12 protein-coding genes are annotated in these 16274 nt (G+C 61.7%); 8 read left to right on the top strand and 4 right to left on the bottom strand.

Features of this window, described 5'->3' with window-relative positions; genetic code table 11:
* Positions 1-33 precede the first annotated feature (33 nt).
* On the bottom strand, positions 34-435 hold the full coding sequence (locus LQ249_RS28945; protein WP_232566064.1) for a lysozyme inhibitor LprI family protein: 402 nt from the start codon (positions 433-435) through the stop codon (positions 34-36).
* 219 nt (positions 436-654) lie between these two features.
* Between LQ249_RS28945 and LQ249_RS28940 the strand changes: the two genes are divergently transcribed.
* The 6 genes from LQ249_RS28940 to etfB all read left to right on the top strand — a co-directional run bounded on the left by LQ249_RS28940 (position 655) and on the right by etfB (position 8415).
* Positions 655-1632 (top strand): dipeptidase, encoded by a 978-nt coding sequence (locus tag LQ249_RS28940; RefSeq protein WP_017849539.1) that lies wholly within the window; start codon positions 655-657, stop codon positions 1630-1632.
* A 51-nt stretch (positions 1633-1683) separates the two neighbouring features.
* The gene (locus LQ249_RS28935; protein WP_017849540.1) at positions 1684-2214 is read left to right on the top strand and encodes a DUF5943 domain-containing protein; all 531 of its coding nucleotides are present in this window, start codon (positions 1684-1686) and stop codon (positions 2212-2214) included.
* 16 nt (positions 2215-2230) lie between these two features.
* On the top strand, positions 2231-4291 hold the full coding sequence (gene dgcA / locus LQ249_RS28930; RefSeq protein ID WP_046381808.1) for a dimethylglycine demethylation protein DgcA: 2061 nt from the start codon (positions 2231-2233) through the stop codon (positions 4289-4291).
* 174 nt (positions 4292-4465) lie between these two features.
* Positions 4466-6409, top strand: coding sequence for a dimethylglycine demethylation protein DgcB (gene dgcB, locus LQ249_RS28925; protein WP_046381809.1), 1944 nt, complete (start codon positions 4466-4468; stop codon positions 6407-6409).
* Complete coding sequence (gene etfA / locus LQ249_RS28920; RefSeq protein WP_046487912.1) at positions 6409-7629, top strand: electron transfer flavoprotein subunit alpha; 1221 nt, start codon at positions 6409-6411, stop codon at positions 7627-7629. The genes dgcB and etfA overlap by 1 nt, the downstream gene beginning before the upstream one ends.
* A 15-nt stretch (positions 7630-7644) precedes the next feature.
* Positions 7645-8415, top strand: a complete 771-nt coding sequence (etfB, locus tag LQ249_RS28915; protein WP_046487910.1) for an electron transfer flavoprotein subunit beta — start codon at positions 7645-7647, stop codon at positions 8413-8415.
* Between the two features lie 685 nt (positions 8416-9100).
* Here etfB and gbcA read toward each other — a convergent pair.
* Positions 9101-10393: a glycine-betaine demethylase subunit GbcA gene (gene gbcA / locus LQ249_RS28910; RefSeq protein WP_017847882.1), complete on the bottom strand. Its 1293-nt coding sequence runs from the start codon at positions 10391-10393 to the stop codon at positions 9101-9103.
* A gap of 282 nt (positions 10394-10675) precedes the next feature.
* Between gbcA and gbcB the strand changes: the two genes are divergently transcribed.
* Entirely contained in the window at positions 10676-11776 is a 1101-nt protein-coding gene (gene gbcB, locus LQ249_RS28905) for a glycine-betaine demethylase subunit GbcB (RefSeq protein WP_017847881.1), read from the top strand.
* 35 nt (positions 11777-11811) lie between these two features.
* Here gbcB and LQ249_RS28900 read toward each other — a convergent pair whose 3' ends face one another.
* Positions 11812-12627 carry a nitrilase-related carbon-nitrogen hydrolase gene (locus LQ249_RS28900; RefSeq protein ID WP_232566063.1) on the bottom strand — a complete coding sequence of 272 codons (816 nt, stop codon included), beginning with the start codon at positions 12625-12627 and terminating at the stop codon, positions 11812-11814.
* A complete protein-coding gene (locus LQ249_RS28895) occupies positions 12624-14069 on the bottom strand; it encodes a purine-cytosine permease family protein (protein WP_169881929.1) in 1446 nt (481 codons plus the stop codon). The genes LQ249_RS28900 and LQ249_RS28895 overlap by 4 nt, the downstream gene beginning before the upstream one ends.
* Before the next feature lie 277 nt (positions 14070-14346).
* On the opposite strand from LQ249_RS28895, the gene LQ249_RS28890 reads away from it, so the two are divergent.
* Positions 14347-16164 (top strand): flavin monoamine oxidase family protein, encoded by a 1818-nt coding sequence (locus tag LQ249_RS28890; RefSeq protein WP_057003921.1) that lies wholly within the window; start codon positions 14347-14349, stop codon positions 16162-16164.
* Positions 16165-16274: the final 110 nt, after the last annotated feature.

The raw sequence follows: 16274 nt of genomic DNA, 5'->3' as shown, positions 1-16274 counted from the left end.
GAAGCGTTCCCGCGTTCAATGCGCGGGAATGCTTCACTCCTGGCCGATCGACTCCAAAAACTCCGACCGCTCATCACTCATCCGCGCCAGGCAATCGTTCAGCGCGATCGCATAGGGCTTGGTGCCGGTCGCCGCCGGGAAGGTGTCCACCGCGCAATCGGCGTCGCGTAATTTTTCCCACTTCTGCTGGGCATCCTTCAGACGAGCGGTAATGTCTGCCTGCTGTGACTTGTTGCTGCCATAGGTCGAACCCATGCGCTCCAGCAACCCTTGATAGTTATCCTTGAGCAATTGCTCGGCGGTGGTTTTGTTGTAGGTGGCGCATTCCAGGGTTTGCTTGTCGTTTTCGATGCCGTCGCACGGCGTGCTGTCGGTGTCTTCGGCCGCGTGGACGCCGGTTGCGATGAGTGCCAAAGCCAGGAAAATCGATTTCATTGCGCCGTCTCATATCGGTTGATGCGGGAATTCTGGCCCAAGCGTAAGACAAAGAACAGCCGCCAGACAGACCTGTCTTAGCGACCTTCGTCGCGGATTGACGCTTTCGGCAATTCCCCTGTCGTTTTTGCACCCGGTCCGCTCGGCCCCTCGGCATATGCTGGCCCCAAAGCGCCGGCAGACGATTCGGCGCACGAATCGCCAATAAGGGGACGCCTGATGAGCCCAGCGCAATTACACGCCGACAGCATCGTTATCGACGGGCTGATCATTGCCAAGTGGAACCGCGAGCTGTTCGAGGACATGCGCAAAGGTGGCCTGACCGCCGCCAACTGCACCGTGTCGGTGTGGGAAGGGTTCCAGGCGACGATCAATAACATCGTCGCCAGCCAGACCCTGATCCGCGAGAACAGCGACCTGGTGATCCCGGTGAAAACCACCGCCGACATCCGCAAGGCCAAGGAACAGGGCAAGACCGGCATCATCTTCGGCTTCCAGAACGCCCACGCGTTTGAAGACCAGCTCGGCTACGTCGAGATCTTCAAGCAGCTCGGCGTCGGTGTGGTGCAGATGTGCTACAACACCCAGAACCTGGTCGGCACCGGTTGCTACGAACGCGACGGCGGGCTGTCGGGCTTCGGTCGCGAGATCGTCGGCGAGATGAACCGCGTCGGCATCATGTGCGACCTGTCCCACGTCGGCTCCAAGACCAGCGAAGAAGTCATCCTCGAATCGAAAAAACCGGTGTGCTACTCCCACTGCCTGCCCTCCGGGCTCAAGGAACACCCGCGCAACAAGTCCGATGAAGAGCTGAAGTTCATCGCCGACCACGGCGGCTTTGTCGGCGTGACCATGTTCGCGCCGTTCCTGGCCAAGGGTATCGATTCGACCATCGACGACTACGCCGAAGCCATCGAGTACACCATGAACATCGTCGGCGAAGACGCCATCGGCATCGGCACCGACTTCACCCAGGGTCATGGCCAGGATTTCTTCGAAATGCTGACCCATGACAAGGGCTACGCCCGCCGCCTGACCAGCTTCGGCAAGATCATCAACCCGCTGGGCATCCGCACCGTGGGCGAGTTCCCCAACCTCACCGAGACCCTGCTCAAGCGCGGCCACAGCGAACGCGTGGTGCGCAAGATCATGGGCGAGAACTGGGTCAACGTCTTGAAGGACGTGTGGGGCGAATAAGCCAAACACCCACGGGCAACACCACTACGAATTTTCTGGAGTTAAGTTTCCATGGCCAAGATCGCCCCGCAATTGCCTATCGAAGTCGACAGCGAAACCGGTGTCTGGACCTCCGACGCCCTGCCGATGCTGTACGTACCGCGTCATTTCTTCGTCAACAACCACATGGGTATCGAAGAGGTGCTCGGTGCCGAGGCCTACGCCGCGATCCTCTACAAGGCCGGCTACAAATCCGCCTGGCACTGGTGTGAAAAAGAAGCCGAATGCCATGGCCTTGAAGGCGTGGCGGTGTTCGAGCACTACATGAAGCGCCTGTCGCAACGCGGCTGGGGCCTGTTCAAGATCCAGGACATCGACCTCGACAAAGGCACCGCCAGCGTCAAGCTCGAACACTCGGCGTTCGTCTACGTGTACGGCAAGGTCGGGCGCAAGGTCGACTACATGTTCACCGGCTGGTTTGCCGGGGCCATGGACCAGATCCTGCAAGCGCGCGGCAGCACTATTCGCACCGTGGCCGAACAAGTCTACGGCGGCTCCGAAGAGGGCCATGACGACGGCCTGTTCACCGTCAAGCCGTTGTAAGTCGAGGAACCCTGCCATGGCTTTCGAAGCAATGTTCGCGCCGATCCAGATCGGCAAACTGACCATCCGCAACCGCGTGCTCAGTACCGCCCACGCCGAGGTGTATGCCACCGACGGCGGCATGACCACCGACCGCTATGTGAAGTACTACGAAGAGAAAGCCAAGGGCGGGATCGGCCTGGCCATCTGCGGCGGGTCTTCCAGCGTGGCGATCGACAGCCCGCAAGGCTGGTGGAAATCGGTGAACCTGGCCGACGACCGGATCATCCCGCACTTCCAGAACCTGGCCGATGCCATGCACAAGCATGGCGCCAAGATCATGATCCAGATTACCCACATGGGCCGCCGCTCGCGCTGGGACGGCGAGCATTGGCCGACTCTGCTGTCGCCCTCGGGCATCCGCGAGCCGGTACACCGTGCGACCTGCAAGACCATCGAGCCGGAAGAGATCTGGCGCGTGATCGGCAACTACGCCAGCGCGGCAGCCCGGGCGAAAGCCGGTGGCCTGGATGGCGTGGAGCTGTCGGCGGTGCATCAGCACATGATCGACCAGTTCTGGAGCCCGCGGGTCAACAAGCGCACCGACGAATGGGGCGGCAGCTTTGAAAACCGCATGCGTTTCGGCCTGGAAGTGCTCAAGGCGGTGCGGGCTGAAGTCGGCCCGGATTTCTGCGTCGGCATCCGCCTGTGCGGCGATGAGTTCCACCCGGACGGCTTGTCCCACGAGGACATGAAGCAGATCGCCAAGTATTACGACGACACCGGCATGCTCGATTTTATCGGTGTGGTCGGCTCGGGTTGCGATACCCACAACACCCTGGCCAACGTCATCCCGAACATGAGTTATCCACCGGAGCCGTTCCTGCATCTGGCGGCCGGGATCAAGGAAGTGGTCAAGGCCCCGGTGCTGCATGCGCAGAACATCAAGGACCCGAACCAGGCCACGCGCATCCTCGAAGGCGGCTATGTGGACATGGTCGGCATGACCCGCGCCCACATCGCCGACCCGCACCTGATCGCCAAGATCAAGATGGGCCAGATCGACCAGATCAAACAGTGCGTCGGCGCCAACTATTGCATCGACCGTCAGTACCAGGGCCTGGATGTGCTGTGCATCCAGAACGCCGCGACCTCCCGTGAATACATGGGCGTGCCGCACATCATCGACAAATCCACCGGGCCCAAGCGCAAGGTGGTGGTGGTCGGCGCCGGGCCAGCGGGGATGGAGGCTGCGCGCGTCGCCGCCGAGCGTGGCCACGACGTGACCCTGTTCGAGAAAAAAGCCTTTATCGGCGGGCAAATCACTACCGCCTCCAAAGCCCCGCAGCGCGACCAGATCGCCGGGATCACCCGTTGGTTCCAGCTGGAACTGGCGCGGTTGAACGTCGACCTGCGCCTGGGCGTGGCGGCGGACGCGGCGGCCATCCTCGACCTGCGCCCGGATGTGGTGGTGCTGGCGGTGGGCGGGCATCCGTTCCTGGAGCAGAACGAACACTGGGGCGCGGCCGAAGGCCTGGTGGTCAGCAGTTGGGACGTGCTCGACGGCAAAGTCGCGCCGGGCAAGAACGTGCTGGTCTACGACACCATCTGCGAATTCACCGGCATGTCGGTGGCCGATTTCCTCGCGGACAAGGGCAGCCAGGTCGAGATCGTCACCGACGACATCAAGCCCGGCGTGGCCATCGGCGGTACGTCGTTCCCGACCTACTACCGCAGCATGTACCCCAAGGAAGTGATCATGACCGGCGACATGATGCTGGAAAAGGTCTACCGCGAAGGCGACAAGCTGGTGGCGGTGTTGGAGAACGAATACACCGGCGCCAAAGAGGAGCGGGTGGTCGATCAAGTGGTGGTGGAAAACGGCGTGCGTCCCGATGAGGAGATCTACTACGCCCTCAAGCCCGGCTCGCGCAACAAGGGGCAGATGGACATCGAAGCGCTGTTCGCGATCAAGCCGCAACCGTGCCTGAGCGAAGCGGGCGAGGGCTACTTGCTGTTCCGTATCGGTGACTGTGTGGCGCAGCGCAATACCCACGCCGCGATCTATGACGCCCTGCGCTTGTGCAAGGATTTCTGACCCGACACCGAACCAATGTGTACTCGGTCTGAAAATGTGGGAGGGGGGCTTGCCCCCGATGGCGGTGGGTCAGCTGCAGCTGTATCAACTGACAGTCCGCCATCGGGAGCAAGCTCCCTCCCACATTCAGACCCGGTTTCACAGTAGATCCGTGTGGTCTGTGGGAGCTTCACCATGTTGAATACTCTTCTTCCGATTCTGCTGTTCGCGGCGCTGGGCCTTGCTGTTCTGGGCGCACTGCGGCGGGCAGCCATGTGGCGCCGTGGGCGGGCGTCGAAGGTCGACCTGATCAAAGGCCTGCTGGCCATGCCCAAGCGCTACATGGTCGACCTGCACCACGTGGTCGCCCGCGACAAATACATCGCCAACACCCACGTCGCTACGGCGCTGGGTTTTGTGCTGTCGGCGCTGCTGGCGGTCCTGGTGCATGGTTTCGGCCTGCATAACCGCATCCTCGGCGTTGCCTTGCTGCTGGCGTCGGTACTGATGTTTGTCGGCGCCACGTTTGTCTATCTGCGCCGGCGCAATCCGCCGTCGCGCCTGTCGAAAGGCCCGTGGATGCGCCTGCCGAAAAGCCTGATGGCGTTTTCTGTGAGCTTCTTCCTGGTGACGCTGCCGGTGGCCGGGGTGCTGCCCGCTGACTTCGGCGGCTGGTTGCTGGCCGCGTTGTTGAGCGTGGGTGTGCTGTGGGGCGTGTCGGAAATGTTCTTCGGCATGACCTGGGGCGGGCCGATGAAGCACGCCTTCGCCGGTGCCTTGCACCTGGCCTGGCACCGCCGCGCCGAGCGCTTCGGCGGGGGCCGTTCCACCGGTTTGAAACCGTTGGACCTGAACGATAAAAGCGCGCCCCTGGGGGTGGAAAAACCCAAGGACTTCACCTGGAACCAACTGCTCGGCTTCGACGCCTGCGTGCAGTGCGGCAAGTGCGAAGCGGCGTGCCCGGCGTTCGCCGCCGGCCAGCCGCTGAACCCGAAAAAGCTGATTCAGGACATGGTGGTCGGCCTGGCCGGCGGCACCGATGCCAAGTTCGCCGGCAGCGCTTATCCTGGAAAACCGATCGGTGAACACCGCGGCAACCCGCACCAACCGATCGTCAACGGCCTGGTGGACGCCGACACGTTGTGGTCCTGCACCACCTGCCGCGCCTGTGTGGAAGAGTGCCCGATGATGATCGAGCACGTGGACGCCATCGTCGACATGCGCCGCCACCTCACCCTGGAAAAAGGCGCCACGCCGAACAAGGGCGCCGAAGTCCTCGAAAACCTGATCGCCACCGACAACCCCGGCGGCTTCGCACCGGGCGGTCGGCTGAACTGGGCGGCGGATCTGAACCTGCCGTTGCTCAGCGAAAAAGGTCGCTGCGAGGTGCTGTTCTGGGTCGGCGACGGTGCCTTCGACATGCGCAACCAGCGCACCCTGCGCGCCTTCGTCAAAGTGCTGAAAGCGGCCAAGGTCGACTTTGCCGTGCTCGGCCTGGAAGAGCGCGACAGCGGCGACGTCGCCCGTCGTTTGGGCGATGAAGCGACCTTCCAACTGCTGGCCACGCGCAATATCCAGACCTTGGCCAAGTACAACTTCACGCGCATCGTCACCTGCGACCCGCACAGTTTCCATGTGCTGAAAAACGAATACGGCGCCTTCAACGGTGACTATGTCGTACAGCACCACAGCACCTTCATGGCCGAGCTGATCGGCGACGGCGCGCTGAACCTGGGCCAGCACAAAGGCAGCAGCGTGACCTATCACGACCCGTGCTACCTGGGCCGCTACAACGGCGAATACGAGGCGCCGCGCCAGGTGCTGCGCGCGTTGGGGATCGAGGTCAAGGAGATGCAACGCTCGGGCTACCGCTCACGCTGCTGCGGTGGCGGTGGCGGCGCACCGATCACCGACATTCCGGGCAAGCAACGCATCCCCGATATGCGGATGGACGACATCCGCACAACCGGCGCCGAGCTGGTGGCCGTGGGCTGCCCGCAATGCACCGCGATGCTCGAAGGCGTGGTCGAACCGCGCCCACTGATCAAGGACATCGCCGAGTTGGTGGCCGATGCCTTGCTCGACGAGCCGGCGCCGGCCAAAGCCCCGATCACGCGTGAACCCGCGGAGGTACACTGATGAGCGACATTATCCGCCGCGACCCACGCGCCGAATGGATCGCCCGTAACCGCCTGCACCCGCTGCATGCGGCGATGCAGCCGGTGCAACACAGTTGGATGGGGCCCAACGGCGTCATCCGCAAGAACGTCCATGGTGTCGGTTTTATCGGCCCCAACGGCATCAAGCGCATCGACCGCAGCGGTGCCCAGCAGGGCGGGGCGGCCAAGCGCACGGCGGCGGTGGCGGTGCAGTTGCCGCTGCATCAGGTGGCGGCGCCCGCGTTCTACATCAACGTGGTGCCGGACATGGTCGGCGGCCGCCTGAGCAGCCACGACCGTGACCTGCTCGGCCTGGCCCGGCAACTCGCCGGCAGCGACGGTGCGGTGCTGGCCGTGGTGTTTGGCGAACACAAGGAAAACGCATTTGCCACGGCCGGCGTCGACCGCCTGCTGGTGCTCGAAGGTCATGCCTTCGACGGTTATTCACCGGAGCAACGCGTGCAGGGCCTGCGGGCTGTGGATAACCAGTTCAGCCCGCGCCATTGGTTGCTGCCGGACAGCCGCAGCGGTGGCGGCGAACTCGGTCGGCGTTTTGCCGCCAGCCTCAACGAGCGCCCGGCCACGCGGGTCTGGCAGATCCAGGGCGAGCAGTGCATCGGCCGTGCAGGTGCGGGTCAGCAAGACGTGGCCCGGCCGTTGCCGCGCCTGATCCTGGCGGCTGCCGAATGCGCCGATCCGGTCAGCGACACTCGGCATGAAGTGCTGCCCGTGGAGTTATCCACAGCCCTGGCGCGCAGCCTGCCGCGTATCGAAGACCTCGGCGCGGTGGCGGTGGACCCGGCGGCGATTCCGATGGCTGAAGCCGAGTTTATTTTCTCCGGCGGCAACGGCGTGAAGGACTGGGCGCTGTTCCACCAGACCGCCGCCGCCCTGGGCGCTACCGAAGGCGCCTCGCGCGTCGCGGTGGACGATGGCTTCATGGCCCGCGATCGCCAGGTCGGCGCCAGCGGCACCTGGGTCACGGCGCGGGTGTATGTGGCCGTCGGTATCTCCGGGGCGATCCAGCACCTGCAAGGCATCGGCGCCTGCGACAAGGTGGTGGCGATCAACCTCGACCCCGGCTGCGACATGATCAAGCGTGCCGACCTCTCGGTGATCGGCGACAGCGCCGCGATTCTGCAAGCCTTGATCGCCGCGGTCGAGGCCTACCGCCACGGCGCCAAGCGCGATGCGGCTTAAGCAAAGGATAAGGGCATGAACACGCAGGTAATCAGTCTGGTCTCCATCGGCGCCCACCCCACCTCCGGGCGCCCGCGCCGCGCCGAGCAGGATGCGCGCGCGGTCGAGTTGGGCCTGCAAATGGCTGGGGATAAGTTGCAGGTGCTGCATGCCGGCGACATCGCCGAACCCACGCTACGCAGCTACCTGGGCATGGGGCTGGCGCAGTTGCATGTGCTCGAACAACCGCCTGGCGCCGATGCCTTGCCGGTGCTCAGTGAGTATCTGCGCGACGCCGGTGCCCAGGTGGTGCTCACCGGTAGCCAGGCCGAAACCGGCGAAGGTTCGGGGATGTTGCCGTTCCTGCTCGCCGAACACCTCGGCTGGCCGCTGATTGTCGGGCTGGCGCAGGTGGAGTCCATCGAGAGCGGCGTGGCCCTGGTGCTGCAAGCCTTGCCCCGTGGGCAGCGGCGGCGCTTGAAGGTGCGCCTGCCGTTTCTGGCCACGGTGGATAACGCTGCGCCCAAGCCTCGGCAGAGCGCCTATGGCCCGGCGCAACGCGGCGAACTGGCGGCCCACGAGGTCGAGGTTGAAGCGGACGAGTTATTCACAGGCGCCGTGTTGCAACCGGCCAAGCCACGACCCAAGCGGCTCAAGGTGATCAAGGCCAAGAGCGGCGCGGACCGGATGAAGGCGGCCACGGCCAAGGCCAGTGGTGGCGGCGGGCAGGTACTCAAGGGCCTCAGCCCTGAAGCGGGTGCTGAAGCGATTCTCAAGTTGTTGCTTGAGGAAGGCGTGGTTCGCTGAGCCGCAACGGGGAGAATGGCTTACCCACAATCCCTGTTGACCCGTCTGTGGATAACCTGTTCGCGGTTGTCCACACCCCCTGTAAATCAAGCCCTGCAGCCCTCCGTACAAAAAACGACCAGGCTAACCCTCGGTTTTTCCTTGGGTTTCTGTGTGATCACAGCGATTACCCCGCGCAGAGTTTCCCCCAAAGTCTGTTGGCGCTTCTGTGGATAAGATGTTCGCTTACCGCTGCAGTCCTTATAAATAAAGGCTTACGCTAGGCTGATCGAAATTTGATCAATTGCGCGCATTTGCCCGCTGAAACGCGTGGATAGCCCGGTTTATGAAGGTTTGAAGGGGTTTTCCACACCCGCGTCAAAGTTGCCCCCAAAGTCTGTTGGTGCTTCTGTGGATAAGGTGTTCGCGTACCGCTACAGGGCACGGTTCATATGGCTTACACGGAGTTGTTCAAAAATTGATCAGTGGCGCCTTAAAACGGCCAAGTCGAATAAGTCACGGATTTTCTTGATTTAATTTCGGCGGGCAGGCGCACTTGCGCACAATTGCTGTGGGTGGCTCTGTGGATAAGTTGTTGGGCAAAGGCTGGAGGGCAGGCGGCGAGAGGGCTTCAGTGTGCTTGAACAAATTTTGATCAGTGCGCAACCCAATGTGGGAGCGAGCAAGCCCGCTCCCACAGGGATGGTTACTGGGCGGCCACGCCTTTGAGGTAGGGCGCCGGCGCCGCGCCGAGGTTGCTCAACATGCGCTCGCTGTACCAGTCGATGAAGTTCACCACGCCGAACTCATAGGTCTTGGAGTAGGGGCCCGGCTGGTAGGCGGTGGAGTTGATCCCGCGCTGGTTTTCTTCGGCCAGGCGACGGTCCTGGTCGTTGGTGGCGTCCCATACCTGGCGCATGCGCTCCACGTCGTAGTCCACGCCTTCGACCGCGTCCTTGTGGACCAGCCACTTGGTGGTGACCATGGTTTCCTGGGCGCTGATCGGCCACACGGTGAACACGATCACGTGGTCGCCCATGCAGTGGTTCCACGAGTGTGGCAGGTGCAGGATACGCATCGAGCCCAGGTCCGGGTTCTTGATGCGGCCCATCAACTTCTTGCAGCCCTGTTTGCCGTCCAGGGTCATCGACACGGTGCCCTTGAGCAGCGGCATACGCACGATGCGGTTGCGCAGGCCGAAGCTGGCGTGGGCGTAAGGGATTTTTTCGGCTTCCCAGGCCGCGGCGCTGGCGGCCACGTGGTCCTTGAAGGCCTGGTCGGCGCGCGGGTCGGTGACGTCGTCCCACTCGAGCAGGGTTTTCAACAGCTCGGGGTGCGAGGCGTTGCAGTGGTAGCACTCGCGGTTGTTTTCCAGCACCAGTTTCCAGTTGGCCTTTTCCATCAAGGTGGTTTGCACCGCCACCTTGGTGTTTTCCATGTCGTAGGGTTCCATGTAGTGGTTCAGGGTCGACAGGAAGTCATCGATGGCCGGCGGGTTCTGCGCCAGGCTGATGAAGATGTAGCCGCCGGCGGTCTTCACGTTGATCGGCTTGAGGCCGTACTGCTTCATGTCGAAGTCGGCGCCCATCTCGGTGCCGGCGAACAGCAGGCGGCCGTCCAGTTCGTAGGTCCACTGGTGGTACGGGCAGACCAGCTTGGCGACCTTGCCTTTGTCGCTGGTACACAAGCGCGAACCGCGGTGGCGGCAGACGTTGTGGAACGCATGCACCACGCCATCGGCGCCACGGATCACGATGATCGGGTTCTTGCCCACTTGCAGGGTCAGGAAGTTGCCCTTGGTGGGGATCTCGCAGGTCATGCCGGCGATCAACCATTCTTTCTGGAAGATCTCCTGCATATCGATATCAAACAACCGCTCATCAGAGTAGAACGGCTGTGGCAGCGAGAACGTGCGTTCGCGCTCTTGCAGCATCTGCGCGGTGGCCTTGCGTGCGGGTTCCAGCGGATCGCCCAAGCTTAAGGTTGCGGTGACGTCCATCGTGTGTGTCCTCATGGCCATTCTGTGTGGCCGGCGAAAGTGGCTACGGTTAGTGCAGTGCAAGGCGTAAAGAAAGTGTCGTTGTTGGCAGCGAGTGTGCGGCCGCCGTTGCGGTGAACCTTATCCATGGGCGACATGGCCCAATCTGTTCCCGACGCGCAACCCCCTGTCGTTGGGGGCTGGTCGCGATAAGTATGTGAATGTCGCAGATAGGTAAATGGGTGGTTCTCGCGTTACGCAGAATCGCCACCATAAGGCCGAGCCTCGGCGGTGGAGAACAGCATGTCCAGTAACTTCCTGAATCCGGTAACCACCCAGACCTGGGCCAATGGTCGGCACATTGTCCGTTGCGTCAAAGTCATCCAGGAAACCTGGGACGTTCGCACCTTCTGCTTCATGGCCGACCAGCCGATCCTGTTCTTTTTCAAGCCGGGGCAGTTCGTCACCCTGGAGCTGGAAATCGACGGCCAGCCGATCATGCGTTCCTACACCATCTCCAGCTCGCCGTCGGTGCCTTACAGCTTCTCGGTGACGATCAAGCGCGTGCCGGGCGGCAAGGTCTCCAACTGGCTGCACGACACCCTGCACGAGGGCCAGGAGCTGGCGGTCCACGGGCCGGTCGGGCTGTTCAATGCCATCGACTTCCCAAGCCCCAAGGTGCTGTACCTCAGCGGCGGCGTCGGGATTACCCCGGTGATGTCCATGGCGCGCTGGTTCTACGACACCAACGCCAATGTCGACATGACGTTTATCCACAGCGCGCGCTCGCCCAAAGACATCATCTACCACCGCGAGCTGGAGCACATGGCCTCGCGGATCGACAACTTCAGCCTGCACCTGATCTGCGAGAAGCACGGCCTGGGCGAGCCCTGGGCCGGGTATCGCGGCTACCTGAACCACAAGATGCTCGAATTGATGGTGCCGGACTTCCTGGAGCGCGAAGTGTTCTGCTGCGGCCCCACGCCGTACATGACCGCAGTGAAGCGCCTGCTGGAAGCCGCGGGTTTCGACATGACGCGTTATCACGAAGAGTCCTTCGGCGCGACGCCAGCGGAAGCCCGCGCCGATGCGGTGGAACAGGCCGAACAAGCCGCCGATGCGCCGGAAATCGACCTGGCGGACCTGCATCAGGTCGAGTTCATCACCTCGGGCAAGAGCATCCGCGTGGCGCCGGGCGAAACCGTCCACGCCGCTGCGGCCAAGCTCGGCCTGCTGATTCCCAAGGCCTGCGGCATGGGGATTTGCGGCACATGCAAGGTGCTCAAGCTGGGCGGCGAGGTCGAGATGGACCACAACGGCGGGATTACCGAGGAAGACGAAGCCGAGGGCTACATCCTGTCGTGCTGCAGCGTGCCGAAGGGCGACGTGCGGATTGAGTTCTAGGCACGCCCATGCGCCCTGCGCGGGCGCCAGGCGTTTCAGTACAGCCCTGGGCGGCGGTCCAGATGAACGTGGTTATGCTCGCTAATGTGTTTGTTCCGCGCCTGTAGCAGCGGCAGGTCGGCGACCAGGCGCTGTTCTTGTTGATGGGAAACCCCGCCGGCCAGCGGATAGCCGTCCGCATCGACAATGACTGAGCCGCCCACCCAATTCACACCGCGCTCCTCACCGTATCGATCACACGCGGCGATAAACATCCGATTGACCGCCGCGTTGGCCTGCACGCGGACGATTTCGCCTGGGCGCTCGGCGGCGGGCCGTGGGCTGTCCGGCCAATTCACTGGCGCGCACAGCAGGTCGGTACCGGCCAGGGCCGCCAGGCGGACCCACTCGGGCAGCTCGAGGTCGTAGCAGATCACCACGCCAATGCGCCCGACAGCCGTTTCCACCAGCGGCGGCGGGGCAGTGCCGGCGGTGAAGATCAGCTTTTCGCGGTCCCACAGATGCGCCTTGCGGTATACCGTCAGCCTACCGTCGGGCTCAATCAACGCGGCGCTGTTGGCAACTCGGCCGGCACTCAGACGCTCGCAGAAGCCGGCGACGACGATCAAGCCCAACTCGATAGCCAGGGCTTTCCACAGACACAGCGTCGGGCCGTCGAGCGGTTCCGACACCGCTCTGGCTTCTGCCAGGTCATTGAACGCGTAGCCGCTTTGCATGAGTTCGGGCAGCACCACCACATGGGCGCCCAGGGCGGCGGCGCTGCGGATCGCCGTTTCACTCAGACGACGGTTGTAGTCGGTGTCGCCCAGGTGCGGTTCCAATTGATGACAGACAACGCGTATCGGTGTCATGACTCATCGCCTTCAAACAGGCGTTCGCTGGCTTCAATTGCGCGTTGCTCAGCGGTCAGGTCACGCGTACACGACAGCAGGCAGTAGGCAATCGCAGAAACTGCCAGGCCTACTACGAATGCAATATCAGCCCCGTCCAAGGCCTTCGCGATGGGCCCTTGGTAAAACCCCAGGGAGATGAACGGTGTCATCGCCCCCAGGCCGAGGAAATAGGAAACAAGCCCGGCACCCGACCAGCGGCCGTAGATCCCGTCCGGGTTGAAGATGTCGCTGATTGCGTATTGCCCCTTGCGGACAACATAGAAGTCCGCGAGGTTGACGGCGGTCCACGGCACCAGGAAATACAGCATCAGCAAGACGAAGGTATTGAAACTCTCCAGGTAGCTCTGCGGGATACTCAAGGCGATGGCGAAAATCACCCCGCCCACCAGGCTGATCCCCACGATGCGCCCTTTGATGCCCGGTTTGATCGACACGAAGCCGTCAATCGCGCTGATACCGGTCAGCATGGCGCCGTAACAGTTGACCGCCATGATGCCAACCAGCGCGGGTACTGCGATCAACACGGTAAAGGTGCCAAACCCTGGAAGCAGTTGGTTGCCCACCGCCTGCACGCTGCCGATGGCGTCGGGTGAGGGCAGCGCCGAGGCGAGAAACGCCCCCAGCGACATCAGCCACAGTGCCGAACTGGCAGCCCCCAGGTACGTCCAGGTGATGACCCTGCGCGACGGCGTGTCATGGGGCAGGTAGCGCGAGTAGTCCGAGACATAGACGGCGTAGCTGATCTGGTAACCGGCAGCGGCTGAAAGCTGGATCAGAAAGGCCGACCAGGAAAAATGCGCGTCGACCACCGCCGCGTCGGCCTGCAGGTTCATCACGGCAGCGACCGTGAGGACCGCGAACACACTGATCATCACGTAGGTCAGCCAGCGTTGCACGGTGTGCAGGAGGTTGTGGCCGATCACGGCAATCACCACGGCCAGGATGATCATCAAGGCGTACCACGGGGCGCGGTTGCCGGGCAGCACGGTATTGATGGCGTCGGTCGCCAGAATCACGTTGAACACGTTAAAGCCGATGTACACGAACACCACCGCGATAAAGGGCACGATTGCCCCGCGCAGGCCGAACTGTGCCCGCGACTGGATCATCTGCGGCAAACCCATGCGCGGCCCCTGGTTGGCGTGGAATGCCATGGCGAACGTGCCCAGGCACACGCCGATGACAATCGCCAGGATCGCGTACACCAGGCTCAGCCCCAACGCTGCGCCGGTAAACCCGGTGACCAGGGTGGTCAGTACGAAGTTACCGGTGAACCAGAACGGTGCCTGATGCCAGACCTTGCCGTGGCGCTCATTACGCGGCACGTAGTCAATGGAGCGGGTTTCGATTTTCAGTGTGGTGGATGGCGGAGCAGCCGAACGGTTGGGGGGCGTGTTCATAGGCATCACGGTCTGTTTTTATTAAGTGAGACTATGAAGAGTCTTGTAACTAAAAAGATTATTGAATCGGCATTTGCAAATAATCACTTCACGAATTTCTGAACTGATTGCCTGAAGCCTTCTGAAGCAAGGCTTGTATTACGCATTGGCTTTTTATTTCCAAGTGATATAGAGCCATTTCCTACAATTATCTACGCTGAGCAGCACATACGTCGTATTCGCCCTTCGCATTGAAGCAGTAGGTGGACGTCCTGATTACATACCAAGGACGATTGCCATGTCTGCTATCCCCTCCCGCAGTAAAGGCGCAGCGCGCTTGCTTGCCAAGAATGTCACTGCACTTGTTCCGGACTTTCCTTTTCATTACGCCCGGTTTCTTGAAACGGCTGACAGTTTAGGCACGCCGTTGGCGCAGGTATCCCGCCAGGCCTATGGCAAGCAGGTCTTGATCGTCGGCGCCGGCGTCGCTGGAATGGTCGCGGCCTATGAAGCCATGCGCATGGGGTTGCACCCGGTGGTAGTAGAGGCCAGTGGCCGCATCGGTGGGCGCCTGTATTCCTATGTGGCGGGTGATCCGCAAGATCCGGATAACAGTGTTATCTGCGAAATGGGTGCCATGCGCTTTCCTGTTTCAGGCAAGGCGTTGATGCACTATTTCGACAAAGTTGGCATGCGGGCCAACTCGACGGATTTTCCCAATCCGGGGTCGCCTTTTACCCCCAGCACGGTCGTCGACTACCAGCAAAAACAGGTTTATTACGAAGGCGATAATCTGCCGGTTGATTACGCCGAGATCGAGCGCAAGCTATTCGAAGTATTTCTTGAGCAGGACCCGATCAAGTTCACTGAGATGGAAGCGGCAATGTCCGAGGGCAGCCTTGATCAGGCCCGGATCAAAGCCTTGTGGAACGCGATCCTTGATGCGGGTTGGGACAACCTCAGTTTTTTTGCCGCGATGGTCGAGCAGGCGGGTTGGAGTCGCGAAGATATCGATCTGTTCGGCCAGATCGGCTTCGGCACTGGCGGCTGGAATACCGATTACCCGAACTGCTTCCTGGAGGTGTTACGGGTGCTGTATACCGGGTTGGATACCAACCACAAGCTGATGTATGACGGCTCCAGCGAGCTGCCAAACCGGCTGTGGACGCGTGCCCCGGATACCTTCGGCGACGCCATGGTCCATTGGCCTGCGGGCACCACCGTCCAAGGCCTGACTACCCAGGTCATCGCTCAGCCTTTGAAACAGGAAGTGCGGCAGATCCTACGTCGGCCGGATGGCCAGTTCGACGTGTGGGTGTTTGATCACAATCTGGGAAGCGACCGCCAATACACCTTTCCTGCCGTGGTCTATACCCCGCACAAACGGGTCCTCGACAAATTCCGTTATATGGATGGCGCTGCCCGCTTCAACGCGATGAATGACCTGTTATCCGGCAAGGAATGGGAAGCGGTGATGTACACCCATTACATGCAGTCGGCAAAAATCTTCGCGCAAACCAAACGACCGTTCTGGACCGATATGGAGGCTGATTCGCAGTACAGGATGAGTGTGACGTTGTCGGATCGAATCACCCGCGGCACCTACCTGCTGGACTATAGCGAGAGCCAGGGGCCTCACAACGGCAGTGGCCTGTTTTTGTCTTACACCTGGAATGATGACGCCCTCAAATTCCTGGGTGATCGCAGTGCGCCGCTGCCGTCCCACGTGCAGTTATGCACAACCCTGCTGGACAGCGTGTATGCCCCTCATCAGTTGAATCTGGCCGCTGAGTTCGGCATGACCAACCCGTTTGTTGAAATCAACTGGGAAGAGCAGCCGTTTTTCCTGTGCGCGTTCAAAATGAACCTGCCGGGACAGTACGAGTACCAGCGCTTGTTGTTTTCTCAGTTCATGAACGGTGTGTCGAGCGCGAACCCCGACGGCTTCATTCTTGCGGGTGACGATGTTTCGTGGACGGGAGGCTGGGCGGAAGGGGCGGTGACGACGGCCTTGAACGCGGTAAATAAACTGGCGGTGAAATTCAACGGCGGGACCCTTCTCACCAACCGTGGCCCTATTGATGAATGGCAAGCGCTTCAGCCGAAGGCCTTGTGAGCATACGTGTGTGAGCGAGATGCGCGAGCGGTAGGCGCTGGGCGTTAAATCATGAGCCTGCAAGTTGCTGCAGGCCCGCGTCGCAGGTCATGAGCCTGCGACGCGGGCCG

Source organism: Pseudomonas sp. 7-41, from assembly GCF_021233075.1.
GTDB lineage: Bacteria > Pseudomonadota > Gammaproteobacteria > Pseudomonadales > Pseudomonadaceae > Aquipseudomonas > Aquipseudomonas veronii.
This window is presented reverse-complemented; position numbering and strand designations above follow the sequence as displayed.

Coding starts and splice junctions, on each gene's coding strand:
- dgcB (WP_046381809.1), top strand. CDS start 4,466: ATGTTGAATACTCTTCTTCCGATTCTGCTGTTCGCGGCGCTGGGCCTT.
- LQ249_RS28935 (WP_017849540.1), top strand. CDS start 1,684: ATGGCCAAGATCGCCCCGCAATTGCCTATCGAAGTCGACAGCGAAACC.
- LQ249_RS28895 (WP_169881929.1), bottom strand. CDS start 14,069: ATGAACACGCCCCCCAACCGTTCGGCTGCTCCGCCATCCACCACACTG.
- LQ249_RS28945 (WP_232566064.1), bottom strand. CDS start 435: ATGAAATCGATTTTCCTGGCTTTGGCACTCATCGCAACCGGCGTCCAC.
- LQ249_RS28900 (WP_232566063.1), bottom strand. CDS start 12,627: ATGACACCGATACGCGTTGTCTGTCATCAATTGGAACCGCACCTGGGC.
- dgcA (WP_046381808.1), top strand. CDS start 2,231: ATGGCTTTCGAAGCAATGTTCGCGCCGATCCAGATCGGCAAACTGACC.
- LQ249_RS28940 (WP_017849539.1), top strand. CDS start 655: ATGAGCCCAGCGCAATTACACGCCGACAGCATCGTTATCGACGGGCTG.
- gbcB (WP_017847881.1), top strand. CDS start 10,676: ATGTCCAGTAACTTCCTGAATCCGGTAACCACCCAGACCTGGGCCAAT.
- etfA (WP_046487912.1), top strand. CDS start 6,409: ATGAGCGACATTATCCGCCGCGACCCACGCGCCGAATGGATCGCCCGT.
- etfB (WP_046487910.1), top strand. CDS start 7,645: ATGAACACGCAGGTAATCAGTCTGGTCTCCATCGGCGCCCACCCCACC.
- gbcA (WP_017847882.1), bottom strand. CDS start 10,393: ATGGACGTCACCGCAACCTTAAGCTTGGGCGATCCGCTGGAACCCGCA.
- LQ249_RS28890 (WP_057003921.1), top strand. CDS start 14,347: ATGTCTGCTATCCCCTCCCGCAGTAAAGGCGCAGCGCGCTTGCTTGCC.